The sequence below is a fragment of the Vibrio sp. A11 genome (genome assembly GCF_013048705.1).
In the GTDB taxonomy this organism is placed as follows: Bacteria; Pseudomonadota; Gammaproteobacteria; order Enterobacterales; family Vibrionaceae; genus Vibrio; species Vibrio metschnikovii.
In genome coordinates this window covers 106,621-121,999 of record NZ_VHSI01000007.1, presented here as the reverse complement: position 1 = coordinate 121,999, position 15,379 = coordinate 106,621, and the positions used below count along the sequence as shown (strand labels likewise).

9 protein-coding genes are annotated in these 15,379 nt (G+C 32.3%); all 9 read left to right on the top strand.

What is annotated here, in order from left to right:
* Positions 1–75: 75 nt before the first annotated feature.
* The 9 genes from FKQ60_RS09315 to FKQ60_RS09275 all read left to right on the top strand — a co-directional run bounded on the left by FKQ60_RS09315 (position 76) and on the right by FKQ60_RS09275 (position 15,361).
* The gene (locus FKQ60_RS09315; protein WP_170906348.1) at positions 76–642 is read left to right on the top strand and encodes a hypothetical protein; all 567 of its coding nucleotides are present in this window, start codon (positions 76–78) and stop codon (positions 640–642) included.
* Complete coding sequence (locus FKQ60_RS09310) at positions 639–3,383, top strand: TcfC E-set like domain-containing protein (RefSeq protein WP_170906347.1); 2,745 nt, start codon at positions 639–641, stop codon at positions 3,381–3,383. The genes FKQ60_RS09315 and FKQ60_RS09310 overlap by 4 nt, the downstream gene beginning before the upstream one ends.
* 96 nt (positions 3,384–3,479) lie before the next feature.
* On the top strand, positions 3,480–4,103 hold the full coding sequence (locus tag FKQ60_RS09305) for a hypothetical protein (RefSeq protein ID WP_004396782.1): 624 nt from the start codon (positions 3,480–3,482) through the stop codon (positions 4,101–4,103).
* Between the two features lie 21 nt (positions 4,104–4,124).
* The gene (locus tag FKQ60_RS09300; RefSeq protein WP_170906346.1) at positions 4,125–5,228 is read left to right on the top strand and encodes a hypothetical protein; all 1,104 of its coding nucleotides are present in this window, start codon (positions 4,125–4,127) and stop codon (positions 5,226–5,228) included.
* Complete coding sequence (locus tag FKQ60_RS09295; RefSeq protein ID WP_170906345.1) at positions 5,212–6,258, top strand: OmpA family protein; 1,047 nt, start codon at positions 5,212–5,214, stop codon at positions 6,256–6,258. Before FKQ60_RS09300 ends, FKQ60_RS09295 begins: the two co-directional genes overlap by 17 nt.
* Before the next feature lie 34 nt (positions 6,259–6,292).
* Complete coding sequence (locus FKQ60_RS09290) at positions 6,293–8,293, top strand: DUF1566 domain-containing protein (RefSeq protein ID WP_170906344.1); 2,001 nt, start codon at positions 6,293–6,295, stop codon at positions 8,291–8,293.
* A 149-nt stretch (positions 8,294–8,442) separates the two neighbouring features.
* Positions 8,443–11,013, top strand: coding sequence for an Ig-like domain-containing protein (locus FKQ60_RS09285; RefSeq protein ID WP_249374285.1), 2,571 nt, complete (start codon positions 8,443–8,445; stop codon positions 11,011–11,013).
* A 155-nt stretch (positions 11,014–11,168) separates the two neighbouring features.
* The gene (locus tag FKQ60_RS09280; RefSeq protein ID WP_170906342.1) at positions 11,169–11,777 is read left to right on the top strand and encodes a response regulator transcription factor; all 609 of its coding nucleotides are present in this window, start codon (positions 11,169–11,171) and stop codon (positions 11,775–11,777) included.
* Positions 11,774–15,361 carry an ATP-binding protein gene (locus FKQ60_RS09275; protein ID WP_170906341.1) on the top strand — a complete coding sequence of 1,196 codons (3,588 nt, stop codon included), beginning with the start codon at positions 11,774–11,776 and terminating at the stop codon, positions 15,359–15,361. The genes FKQ60_RS09280 and FKQ60_RS09275 overlap by 4 nt, the downstream gene beginning before the upstream one ends.
* Positions 15,362–15,379 lie beyond the last annotated feature (18 nt).

Sequence of the window (15,379 nt, the reverse complement as noted above, 5' to 3'; positions counted from 1 at the left end):
AACGTTTCTAATATAGTCTTAGGCTGTATTTAAAAGCCTGCAGTAAAAACTGCAGGCTCTACTTTAGAGGGTGTTATGTCATTATCTATAAACCGCCAATTAGCATATTTCATTACAACTATATTGTTTTTGTTTAATAACTATGCACTTGCAAAACCTATAGCACATAGTATGACAGTTAGCACCTCAATTGACAAAAGTGCATTTTTTAATGGTGATATTTCCATTAAATTCAAAGATGAAATTCTTTATCCAGAGATAAATAAAGATACAGATGAAATAATGCCAGTGATGACACAAGTCTACGTTGAAGCAACATTACTTAATGATTCATCAAGTAAGCAAGTGAATCATGCAATTACATTAACCAGAAATGTGTCACAATGCTACAAATTTAACGAACAAGGGATTAAAACAGGTATTGATGATATTACAGATAATGATAGAAAAGAATTTACCACTGTATACTTAGATGGAATTATTTTAAAAGATAATATGCCATTGGTACTTCATTTTCAAAACAAAAACACAGATGAGAATTTTTCATCTTTGTATGAGTTTAAACTAAAGTTTGGAAAAATTCCTAATGAGGCCATTTCCTGTTCCGGTGATATCCAGTTGATGGTAGGGTTTGATCTATGATATTCAAGAAAACATTTCTCGTTACTGGCTTACTTATAACAAGTTTTAGTTTAAGTTCATCTCCTGTTCCTGATGAATTCAAAAACCTTTTTGAAGTTAAAAATCGTGAAGTTACAGCGGTCGGAATTGATGGAACGGAAGTTACTATCCTAATTTATGCTGGATATGATTATATTCAAATTAAAGATAAGGCATCACTAGAAATCTATAAAAATTTTTTAGAACGTAACGGAATTGAAAAATCGCAAGTAGATAAAATAATCTCTGAATTGAGCTATGGCCGAAAAAATAAACCAGTTTGTTCTGGTCTGATTGAGCGGTGTGTTCACATTCCAGAAAAATATGACATCTACTTTGATTACTATACAAATAAATTTTATTTTTATGCGAACCCAAACATTTTAGTTAAGAATATAAATTTTAGTGATGAAATTATTTATGTCGATCCTTTGAAAGAAAATTGGTCTATCATAAATCATATTGATGCTTATGCTAATGTATCTAAAGATAATGAAAATAGCTTTAGCCTTTATAATAGTTCGGTTTTAGGTTTACCATATGGGAATGTTGTTAGTGATATTTATTATCAAAATGGAACTAATGATATCAAGCTAAATGAATTAAATTATAATTTAGAAGTAGAAAACTATCGTTATGTTTTAGGTTTAACACGCTATGGAGCGAATACAAACTCAACCTCATTTTTAAACGCTAAGAATAATAATAAAGAAATAGGTTTAACGGTCAGTACATCAAAAAACTTGATATCTGGTCCTAAAAACCAGACTCAAAAATTATTTTTCTTTGCTCCTAATGAAGGTGTATTAACTGTATATAGAGATGACAGAATTATTTTGCAGAAAAATGTTTCTGCGGGTCAAGGATACATTACAAATGATGAGTTACCGAGAGGGCGCTATGAAGCTATTTTTGTGATTTCTTCAGGAGGAAGTGAAATATCCAAAGAAGTAAAAAGTGTTTATAACACCAATAGTGATGTACTTGCAGTTGGTAGTTATGACACTTCTTTTACTATGGGAATATTTGATGGATATGCAAGTACTCAACAAGATGATCATGACTTTTCCGGCAATGGTTTCTTTAGAAGTATGCTTTCTTATCGCCCTTTTGAACCACTAGTTGTTGGAGCTAGTTCAGTTTTTACTAAAACAGACTCTGCTTTTACATTAGGAGCTAACGCCTATTTGCCAATGAATGCTCGCTTAACATTAATCGGTGAATACTTTATTAGTGATGCTTATTACTATGACATGTCATTAAATATAATTGGATGGGATCTTTCTTACCAAAAGTTTAGTGGTTCAGAGGAAGCTAATTTTGCACGTTACTTCTATGGAAGAAATAATTTTTCTAGAGCGACGATTGGCAAAGGATTTGGTTTGCCTTACTCTATTTTAGGTTATATGAATTATTCATATTATAGCAATGATAATATATCATCGGAAAAATCAAATAAATTTGAATCATCTCTGTTAGGGTTAGGATTGAGTACCTATATTTTAAATGGGACCTCTTTACAGCTAAATTTAGACTATGACTTCAAACAATCTAATAGTGATAATTTTACAGCACAACTGGCAGTAAGCATTCCGTTCGGTAATGATTTTTCAGTTCGTTCTCGTATGGATACAAGAGGTGACGAACTAAGAAGCTTACGAACAACGGTAAAAAAGGAAAATTTATTTTCTAACACAAATAACATACAAGGTGATTTAACAATTGGTCATAATTACTATCCAGATAATCATGATGAACATACCTATGATATGTCTGTCAATACAACATTAACAGATGATGCTTATAAGTTAACCTCGTATGTGTACGCAAATAGTAATAATAATCTATCGGGAATTGGATCATTTTCTTCAAGTCAGATCATTACAAAAAATGGTTTTGCAGCAACAAAAAATAAATCAAATTCTTATTTAATTATTGATTCTCAAAACAAAATAGACTCTGAACATTGGAAAGAACAAACAAAAGGCTTATTGCTTGTTGAAGAAAATGGTAAAGCTAGAACTAAGAGGTTTATAGAGAGAAATAAAGAGGTAGTACCTCTTCGCGACTACCAAAAATATCGTTCTTTTATTGATAGTGATACAGTTGGTCTTAGAAATTCGGGTGAAAAATTTGCCGAATCCTATTCTTTACCAGGAACAGTAAAATATATTAAAACTGATATGGCGAGAGTGTTATCTTTCATATCAGGTTTCAGAGATATTTTCGATAATGAGATTTTAGATATCAATTGTAAAGGTGATGCTTGCTTATCCAATGAGATGATTACTTACGGAATATATAAAGTCTCAGTAAAAGAAGGAGTAGGCTTTCATTTAGGAAACGAACAACTGGTATGTTTCATTCCACCAGTGGAAAAATCAACCATGTTGAATTTTGGTTACAATTATTGTGTGCCAAAATTGGAGCCTATGGAGCAATACGTAAGTAGAAACGAAGATCAATCAATAACACTAAAATTTGTCGGTGGATTTAATAAAAAAGATTACAGCCAATTTATTAAAAAACAGATTGAATCAGTTATAGCTAAAAATGAAGATGTTATTGAAAAAGAAATTGGAGAAGTTGTCTATGTATATGTAAATAACCAACATACAGCGATGAGTAATAATAATGTAGAGTTATTGTATAACATACAACGTTTTGCTAAAGATAATGAGCTGTTAAATGGTGAAAGCATTTTCACTTTAGTTAATCTATAATCAATTAATTTAGGAAACATAGATAATGAAAAAGAATTTTATTTTTGGTTTGATTTTTTTATATCAAATATAGCTAACGCCCTGTCAATAGATACAATGTTACTTGTCGGTGATAAATCAGGTAATGGTGTTTTTACATTAACGAATGATGACTCATATACTACCTATGTATCGGGTTCTATTATCAAATTTGATGTTCAAGGAGAAGAAATCATTAGGACTCCATACGATAATTCAAACCTAATGGATTGGGAGATTACATTAACGCATCCACAAGTTATTATAGAATCAGGTTTAAAAAGAAATGTCGGTGTTCGTTCTTTATGTATTGGAGAGTGTAATTTTGATAAAGATAGAGTATATCAAATTAACTTTGCTCCAGCTCCATACTCTGAAAATGAAGGGGAAGCTCCAGTCGTAGCATTAAATGTTGGCTATGCACCACTTTATATTATTCCAGCACATGAATCTAAAGTTTCATACAATATAGAAAACAATGGCGAATATCTTTATGTAGAAAATACAGGTAATACTTTCCTTAGAGTAGGTATTGATCAATGTACTAAAGAAATAATTAATAACTGTCGTGCGGCTTTTACTGTTTTAGCCGGAAGAAAGAAGAGCTTTTTGTTACCAGAGGGGATACAAAGCCATACACTGAATGCGGTGATTCTTAATCATGATAGTACTTATGTAAGAAGAGTTAGGCTGACACAATAGTAAAAACTCAGAGGAATTATAATGTATAGATGGCGAATAATAGTATTGGCATTTTGTTTTGTTGCATTTCCTAGTCTATCCGCAACACTAAATATTAGTCTTAACGGTGATGAAATGTTACTCAGAAATGCACAGCAAACATCATCGACTCACCTTTATACTTTGAGTGACTGGCAAGTAGTCAGTAATTTAGCTCCAACTACCCACTGGCAGCCGGGTATGATAATGACAGCGATTAATAAATTTGAACTAGTTGGGCCTGGAGGTAAAGTTGATTTGCCAATAAAATTAGTTGGTATTGAGTATAATACGGCAGGTGTTTCAGGTTTAACTCGTGAGGCTATTCCGATTGTCACTGGAACGGTTTGTAATAATGGTACTTCGTTTTCAGGAACGAGTGTTTCTCTCTCGGTCTTTCCTAACTCATTAACATCGATTGGTTTATCATCAGAAAGTTGTTTTTCTAATACCAGTTTTCTACTTTCAAGTAACGTTCAGCCTTTTTATTTTGTTAGACCTATATTTTATTTAGATAAAGATGCACTTGTCACTGCATTTGAAGGTTTAAGTGACCCCATTGGTGGTATTTATACTGGTAGTATACCTGTTAGTTTAAAATATTATTATAAATCCAATGGTATTACTACTTATCGTAATATACCCATGTCTTCATTTTCTGTACAATTAGAATATAGCCCAGAGTATTTAAAAGAGATCATTGCTGATTCCAAGAAAACTATTGAACCCATTTATGATACAACAAATTATACAGCATCAGGTGAAACACAATTCTCTATTAATGTAAATGGTTATTTTCAATCAGGTATAAGGATGGTTTTTCCTAATAGAGAATATAAAATGAAAAGGCTAATAAAAGATGAAACATTTTTCAAAAAAAGTGAGATAAACTATTACATACGTTGTCCTAGTTGTGAAGTGGTTTCTATTGTTGAAGATGGTCAGCTAACTGCACAAGCAGCTCAACCAGTAGAACGGCGAGTATCAACAGCAACTAATTCATTTGAATATGAGCTTTTAATTGGTTATGAACATGTCTCTGCAGAAGAGCTAGAGTCTGGTGAACATATAGATACGTTTACAGTTATTTTTGAAGAGATATTATAATGACTATACAAAAAAAATTACAATTATATTTTTATCATTTTTATCATTTAATTTTGCTCATTCTAATGATGATGTTTATAATGAAAGCGAGAGTTATTTCTATGCTGGTCAGAAATTAGGATGGGCTAGGTATAGTAATAATTGTGATGATAAAGTAAATTGTAAAATAGATACTTTCGGATACTCTGTTTTTTCTGGTTTCCAGTTTAATCGTTGGTACGCTCTAGAAGCTTCGATCAGTAGTTATGGTAGTCCAGATTATAAAATAAATTCTGATTTTATAGAGAGTAATACGAGTATTTGGGGTGGGGAAATATTAAGTAAATTTAGAGTTCTCGATATAACTAGTCATTTACATGCCTATGCTAAGTTGGGATTGGGGTATCAATACCTTAATCAACCTTCATCATATACAAATAAAAGTCACTATTTTGGCTTACTGGGAGCTGCAGGTTTAGAATATGACATAACAGATCAATGGTCTTTAAGAGCAGAGGTTCAGCATATAGATTTTAAAGAAAAAGAGGACAACTTTAATCAAGGTAAAGATGTTACATTTAGCTCAATTGGTTTGAGTTATAAGTTTGGTCAGTCCAGAACGAAGACAGTTTTTCAAGAAGTTGAAAATATTGTTGAAAAAACTGAAATTCAGCAAGTAAATTATGAACTTGTTTCAGAAAGTTTTTATAGTAACTTTGCAAATGACAGTTATGAACTAATCTCAGCTAACGACATTGATAAGCTAATTCCTGAAATTAAAAAATCTCAAGGTATGATTACTATTGTTGGCCATACTGATAGTATTGGTCGACCATTGTATAATTATCAGTTATCGTATAAAAGAGCTCAATCAGTGGCAGATTATCTTATTAAAAATGGTATTAAATCCGACCAAGTTGTTGTTATTGGAATGGGGGAAGATAAGCCAATTGCAGATAACCTAAGCTATGAAGGACGAGCAAAGAATCGACGTGTTGAGGTTATTTTCAATAGATTATTAAAACATAATAATAATATTGAAACCTATTAATTTGATACCCATCATTTAAATGAGTATGTTGATCATGAATGATATAAAAAGAATAAGTATTCTTCTGTCTGGATTACTTTTAGCTGGATGCAATGGAAGTGATGATAAAGATATTATCGAGCGGCCTCAATCTTCACCGAGTGCATCAAATATTAACGCCTCTTTACATAATATAACTAGAACCGTGTTAATAGATAAACCTACGACTATAGCCTTAGCTAAGCGTAATAATGAACGTATTAGTGATATTGAATTAATTGCCGAAGTAAATGAGTTTGACTGCTATAATTTCAATATCAATGATTCAGAATTAGTAATAAATCCAGATACAGTGGGTAACTGTATCTATCAATATCAAACTGAGTCGTTTGATGGATCTTCCGGTAGTCAGGGAATTTTACACCTTGCTAAAAGCGCATCGTTATCCGCTATAAATACTACAGGTTCGTTAAATTCTTTGAATTTTGATGCACCGAGGTTGCCTATTTATAGCTATGCTGTACAAATTCAAGATAACCCTTTATACATTGATATAAATCAACTTCATTCAGATAAAGTTAATCAAGGATTTAGTATTAGTACTGCCGCGTTATCTGGCCCATCTGGTGCGATGTTTGAATTTTTTGAAAGTGGTTTTCGTTTTGCAACAGATCAAACAACTCAACTTGGTGCCTATCGTATTTATTATGGCTTGACTAATGGTATGGAAACCTATCTAGGTCAAATAGATATCGCTGTGGGAAATAAAACGAATATGGGATTTTCTGTACAAAGCTATCGGTATAACACGTCATTAGAGGCTGACCAAACTGTGACTATTTCATTATCACAGTTATCGAGTGTGATTGATAATCCAGAAGGTGACACGCTTGAAATAGTTCAGGTTTCGACTATTAATGCGAGTGCAAGCACTGATGGTACGTCTTTAACTTTTTCTGCGTCCAGTCGAGGAGATTACAGTTTATCTTATTTGTTAACGGATAACCTCGGTGCTTTTGTAATGGGACAGGTGATGTTCTACGTTAAGGGGCCATTTGAAGATATTAAAACGCCCTTAGGAACTTTGATGGCGCCAATCACATTAGAAGATGCTTTAGAGATTGGTTTTGACTATTCTTCACCAAATGTAGACACGCAAAAAAGTGCCGAAATAGCAACGTTCACTTATGACGTTGCAGAAGCGATTTGTACCTTATATGGGGCAAAATTATTGAATAAATCACTCATTGATTCAATTTATGATTCAGCTGTTATTAGCGAAATTAAAGCAACATGGCCTATCGATAAACCATATGTCATTCAAGGGAAACAGACGGATGAGCAAGGAGTTGATATTTATACAGCGCAATCTTTTAAAACGGATATAGTAGACAGTTTGCATGTGGGAGATCATGATATTGTTCCAGAAACTAGCTATTTTACTTGTTTTAGAGAGTATCAAATACCAGTATGTGGTGGAAAAATTAATGATACGGATCCTTATAATGCATCTGGTAAATGTCTTAAAATACGTGAAGTGACTGATAATACAACGAAGTGGTATACGAGTACACCATCTGTTTCAGTTATGGATTATTTAAATTATACCTCTATTGATAAGGTTACTAATAATCCATATAAAACATATGTTCGGTCTACAGTATATTTTGAAGAATCTGAACAATCTTTTAAAAATAGTAGAGATCCTAGTAACAGTGAGTTTGCTTTGTTCTTTAATAGTAATGATTTAAATTTAAATGATTCATCTAGCCAATTAGATCATTGGTGCAGGGATCTTTCTGCTATTAATTTTTCTGGACGTTCTAATTGGCGAGCTCCAACAGTTGAAGAATTAAGAGTGCTCTTTAATTATGAAAATAGTGAAGAGTTAGGCATGTATGAACGTTTTGGTTGGCCAACCTTTTATGACTATTGGTCAAAAAGTATAGTAAATGATACATTTTATAGATTACGTTTATATGATGGTGGTTTGACTGGTTCCTTTGGTAATTCCGATGATATAAATTATGGAACTTGCGTTTCAAACTTTAAATGAAATTATTATATTTACGGTCACTCCTAAACCACTGTCTTGGGTGGTAGTGATTCCTGCTTTATTAGTATGAGCTAAAGTAAAAGGTGTTTGATTATTAAAATTGAACTTGGTTAGTTATGCTAATACGAAAATCTTTATTAGAAGGTCATATGTCTAAAAGTCAAAAAGGGTTGGTCATTTTATTTTGTTTACTTTTATTCGCTTGTAAACAAGAAGATAGTGTTTCTCCAATAACGCCACCACAACAAAAAGCGGTATCTTTGCATACTCAAGATATTACTCGAATGGTTAAACCTTATTCTCGTGCGGCGGTGATGATTGATCGCGATGTGATTGCATCCGATGTGAATGCAGCGGTGACGCTGTTAAGCGTTGAGCCGCTAACGAATCATCAAGACTGCCAAGTAACGAGTGTTAGTGATAACCAGTTTGAAATTGAAACTAATGATCCAACCACCTGTAGTTTCAAATACACAGTCAGTGCAAATCAAAGTCAAACACCAGTTACGGCAACTGGCTATTCACGTGTATTGGTGCAAGAAGAGGTATCGGTAAATACGGCAAGCTTAGCGTCTTTTACGCTACCACCAAAGTCAATTGCATTGGAAGCTCAAACTTGCTCATCCATCTCTTTGCAAGATGTCATCCCCAATGGGGCGAGCCTTCAGCCAAATATAGACGTGATTGGCTCAGGTGTGGTGAACTCCTTTGATTCCTCGATGAATACACTCAATTATTGCGTACAAGAAGCGGGTTATAACCGATTATTCTATAGTGCGTATAATAGCAATACGAGTCAATATTATATTGGTACCGTATTAGTTGGTGTGTCGGGAGAAGGCAACCAGCCGCCTGAGGTGGGGTCGTTCAGTTACTATTATGACCCAGGTAATATGATTAGAGCTGTCCCCGCTTACGAAGAGATCATCATTGATGTGAGTGATTTTATCTCTGATCCGGACGGGGATCCATTACAAATTATTGATGTGCAATCAACGAATGCATCAGTCAGCCTCCCATTTGATTCGGAAAAGCTTGATACGATAGATTTTTATAATAAAAAAATTAAATTCTTAGCTAAAGTTCCCGGTCAGTATTACATTAATTATATGATCTCTGATCATAATGGTGGATATGGTGTTGGTGTGATAAATATTCGTGTTTCCTCACCAATAAAAGACTATTACTATGATACGGGTGATGTTAGATCCAGTTTTACTCTTTCAGGTCCTCTAGTGCAATCGATAAGTGATAAATACGGTTTTAACTATCAAAGCACACAAACAATAGATGGTTTTGTTTCTGAACCACTTAATATCGCACTGTTTGATGCTAAAACAGCAGGTGCCTATTGTAAAGCTAAGGGAGGACGATTGCCTAGTGCTGAAGAAATTGAATTAATTACTCAAAAACGCTCGAATCAGTTAGCGAAATCTGCAACATGGCCTAAGAATTTAAACTATTGGCTTCAGGATGTTGGGACAGAAGAAATAAGTATCTATCAAGATAATCGCGGTAGTGTGTCTAGTGGAGAAGAAACCCAGCTTGCATCTGTAAGCTGTCTGAATCTAAATATTAGAGATTTTGAAATTCGAGATCCATTCTACATTATTACTGGAACCTATAAAGATCTAGTTGTCACTTATACTAATAGTGCTGGTGACAATACGTTCTATACTAAAGGCCTAACTTGGACAACAAGCGATCCATCAGTTTTAACTGTTAATACGATGACAGGAAGAGCAGTAGGGCGAAGTAAAGGCACAGCAACCGTTACTGTAACCAGTCGTGATGGTCAGTATACCTCTTCAAGAGTGATAGATGTCATTGATGAAATATTTATGTTTGGCATGGGTAGCTTAAATAATCAGTCTTACAGTGGATTTAATTCTGCTGTTGAAGTTGATCCTGTATCTAGACGAACAATTGCTGCAAATGCAGTGTTAAAAAGTAAGCTTAACTTTGGTCCGGAAGGTAAAGTGGGTTTGGATGCACAGTGGGTTTTTGAAACTGCACGAGATTATCAATATGCGGTGCTACGCGCTGCGTTAGATAGAGATTATCCACCAGCGATTGTTCATATAGGTTACCCTAATCGACCAGATGCGGTAACCACAAATCGATTAAGGGATTTTCTTTATGATGGCGGAGTATTGATGTACTTTTCACAAACTAACGCAGCAACTAGGGATATTATGTTTCCAGTATTTGGTGATCAAGTTAATTATGGAACTACTTCTGCCGCTGGTGGTGTTTTTCAGTTTAAGGATATCGATGATCCACTTGTTAATGGTCCTTTTGGTGACATCAGAAATAAATACTGGGGACTTGATCAATCGAGTGTTTCTTATGTTCATAACTTACCCAAAAATAGCTATGTCGCTTACAGTAATGGATTTGATGTATCAGGCAATACTCAGCCTAGAGAAGGTGATGCTGCCATTACGGCATTAAGACATAGCAAGCTAAAATTTGTATGGACTGGTGATGCTGGTTTTATTGGCTTCAGAGTTTCAGGTACTCCACCCAATGATAATAATAGAGCGTATCCATTTTATGTAAAAAACTATAAGATTAATTTTGATGATCCTGAGGCGGATTGGACGCCTGTAGATAAGCCAAATTATGGTAGAGGTACTCGTTATGATGTATCAAACTCTATCTTTTTTGCTAATGCAGTTACTTGGTTATTTGGTGCTGATCCTCATGGAGAGGATTAATTCCCCATTAATTGATCTTATTTAGAAACATAAAAAGCCCAAATCGTTGGGCTTTTTTATTGCACGTTAATCAGTAACTGCTAAACTAATAATGAACATAAAAACTTGTCATTATAAATGATAATTATTTTCCTTATTCTTTCATTAGGAGTGTTATGACAAATATTATTTTAGTTGATGATCACCCAATTGTATTGATGGCTGCAAAAGTTATATTAGAGAAAAACAATTTTACTGTTGTGGCTGAAGCTAAAAATGGTGTGGAAGCTATAAAAAAAATAAAAGAATATCAACCACATATTGTCGTTATTGATATTTCTATTCCCTTGATTGATGGGATATCTGTTATCGAACGTTGTACTGCAATGGGGATTACAACAAAGTTTTTGGTATTAACGTCACAGCCTAACTCACATTTTGTGAGTCTATGTATGCAGGCCGGTGCTTATGGTTATCTTTCAAAAGAAACAGGTTTAGAAGAACTGGTTACTGCAATGAAAGCAATTGCTGCTGGGTATAAATTTTTCCCCGACTGTGTAACTCACTTATCAACTGTACAAGATCAAAATGACTTATCTATCTTATCAGCTAGAGAAATAGTCGTGTTTAACTATCTAGTTTCGGGACTTTCTAATAACGAAATAGCAGAAAAAATGTTGATCAGCAACAAAACTGTCAGCACGTATAAAAAAAGAATTATGGATAAATTAAATGCTAAAAATATAGTTGACCTTATCTCTATAGCAAAGAGAAATAATGTATGAGATTTGTATTATCGATTCTTTCAAAATCTATTTTTATTTTCATTTTCTCTTTTAATTGTTACACATATGAAATAAGTAGTTCAGTTAATTATCAATCTTATGATTTAGATTCGATTTCAAGTTATTTTCTAAACAATTATTCAGGGTATAAACCTGAAAAGTTGAAAGTAGGTTTTGTTTTAAATGACTTTTCCCCTTATGATACTGTAAGCAGTGGTAGAAATGTTTTTTATGAGGGATTAACCGCTGATTACTTAAGAGTTATTGAATTGATAGCTGGTATTGAAGTGACTTTAATACCATATCAAAATCGAGTAGATGCTATTAATGCCATAAAAAACAGTGAAATAGATTTATTAACGACCTCTAACTTATATGAAGAATATTTTGGTCTCCAGTTAAGTCTACCTTATAAGCAAGACGTACCTTCTTTATTTACTTTAAGAGATTTATCTGAAAATGTTTTAATAAATAAAATAGGTATGGTTAATGAGTACTTGAAAAATGAAGAGATATTAAAAATATTTCCAGATTCAAAATTGGCTCTATATAAAACACCATCTGAGGTTATATCTGCTTTGATTCAAGGTGAGGTCGATTATATTATTCTTGATTTATACTCAGCCAATTATCAAATTAATCGAGAGTTTATTGGTAAAATAAAGTTTCATGATTTAATTGAAATTGATTCTAAAGGATTCGCCTTTTCAGCTAAAAAGGAAAATTATCAGTTAATAGAATTTATCGATTTTATTTTATCTAAAATAGATAGTAATTTATCTTATAGATTATCTAACTATTGGAATGGTGGTGGTATGTCTGTTCCAGAAAGAGATACATTATTATATGCAAGATCGTTAGCGAAAGAAAATTTTAAAAGCAGTACTATAAATGTTGTACTGTCTAAATATTCAGCACCTATCAGTTATTTAGATGCAAATGAAATTCCGAGAGGGATTATTATAGATGTTTTGGAGCTTTTTAGGCTTCTTAGTGGTATTGAATTTAAATATCAATTTGTTACTAATGAGCAGGAGCAATTAGATATTTTAAATTCAGGTAAAGCGGATCTTACTGTTTTACCAAAGTCTAATTTGAATGATAATAATCAAGTTTTTAATCGATTTGTTGCGAAATCAACTTTAGTTACTATTACTAAAATGGGCTTTAATGGTGATTTTGATATTGTTTTTATTCCAGAATCAGAAAGTTTGAAAAATAGTATCAATCAGTTATATCCTGATAAAAAAATTGTGATGTCAAAAAATTATTTAGAAGCTTTAACTGATTTAACAAAAACATCGAGTAAAGCCATATCAATAGCACCTCTAATAACAAGCAACTATTATTTAGATAAATATTTTAGAAATGAATTAATGATAAAAGATTTAGTAACCGAAATTAAACCAGATATTTTTAATTTTGTTATAGATAAAAATAATGAAGAGGTTATTAACATTAATTACGAATTGTTGAAATTAATTACTATTGAAGATATGAATCTTATTGCTAATCGATGGCAAAGAAATGCAGTACCTGTTTCACAAACATGGAGGGATTACCGATATACTATATATACAATGATAGTATCTGTGTTTTTTATTTTGTTAATTATTGTGTTAAGTGGTGTATTTTTATATAGGAGCTATAAGAAAACTTTACTTGTAAAAAAACAGCTTCATCAGCAATTAAACTTTATGCAAATAATAGTGGATAGTATTCCACACCCGATCTATGTGAGAAACAGTAATTTGGAATATATTCTTTATAATAAGAGCTATAGTCGATTTATAGATAAGGAAAATGTAAATCTTGTCGGAAAAAAAACTTCTAATAGCTTCATTGCTCATGAAACTAGACAAGAAATTCATAGTGATCATCTAATTTCTATTAATGAAGACTCAGCAATTTTTAAAGATAGAAAAGTTTTCAAAGATAATAAAATACTTTATTTATATCATTGGATACAGCCATTTAGACTAAAAAATGGAAATAGTGTTGACGGTGTCATTGGTGGATGGATAGATATTAGTGACCGTGCCGAACTAACTCAACAACTATTTGATGCTAAAGAGTTGGCCGATTCAGCTAATATTGCGAAAAGTCGATTTTTAGCAACGATGAGTCATGAAATTCGAACTCCGATTAATGCTATTGTTGGTTTATTAGATTTAGCCTTGAAAAAATCAAAACATCAAGAGTTTGATTTTCACTCTATTAGTATTGCTAATGAAGCTGCACAAGATTTATTAACCTTAATTGGTGATATATTAGATATTGCAAAAATTGAAGCGGGACGATTAACGTTAAAGCCTAAAAGAAATAATTTAAAGAACAGTGTTAATTCCATATATAATATATATAGTCATCTAGCTAAACAAAAAGGTATATCTTTAACTCTTCATTTTGATGATAATATTGTCGAAGATTTAACTTTCGATGAGACACGAGTAAAGCAAATACTAATTAATATTATAAGTAATGCAATAAAATTTACAGATAAAGGTGAGGTTAATGTTAGCATAACACTAATTGATAAATCAGAAGATATTCGCATTATTAAACTTGTAGTCAAAGACACTGGGATTGGCATTCCAGAATCTGAATTAGAAAATATATCTGAAGCTTTTAATCAGGCGAATAACCATCTAGGACGAGGTGGGACAGGGTTAGGTTTAATGATTGTTAAATCGATTTGTAGCTTAATGGAATCTTCGTTTAGTATTGAGAGTACAGAAAATATAGGTACAAAAATAACTATTATTACGCCATTTATGATAGCAATTGATCATAAAGACGACACATCAAAAGAAGTTAGTCATATTAATATGGAAATTAAAAGTATAGACATATTAATTGTTGATGACTATTTCCCTAATAGATTGTTACTATCTGAGCAATTGAAGTTTCTTGGTCATCAAGTTGATGGAGTTGACGGTGGGCGCAGTGCATTGGATTTAATTAAGAATAAAAATTATCAGATTATAATAACTGACTGTAATATGCCAGATATTAATGGTTATGAATTGGCAAGGAAAATAAGAGAATATGAGAATGAAAATAATAATGGTCCAGCCTATATTATAGGTTACACTGCAAATGCTCAACAAGAAGTGGTTAATGAGTGTCTTCAGTCTGGAATGAATGACTGTTTATTTAAACCAATCACAATTGATGGATTGGAAAAAGTGTTGCTCGATATTTCCATGGAAAATAATTTATATTATAGTCCAGGAAATGAAATTAATCAAAAAGATGAGTTATTAGATATTAATAAGCTTGTATCGCTCATTAATAATGAAGAAGTTGTGCTTGAGATATTAAGAGAGTTCTTAATTCAAAATGAAAAAGATATTAATATGCTAACTTCCTTTGTTTCAGATGGAAAAATAAAAGAAAGCCAGTCTTTAGCTCATAAGATGAAAAGTGGTTCTAATATAATAGGATGTATTTCGATGTCTGAAAAATGTGCAATGATTGAACAATCTCAATCTATAGAGGAAATGATATCTATAATTAATGATTTAGTTGAAATTAATAGTAGTGTAACAATTACGATCAATGAATATTTAAAAAATAGATAACAATAAGTATATTTGACT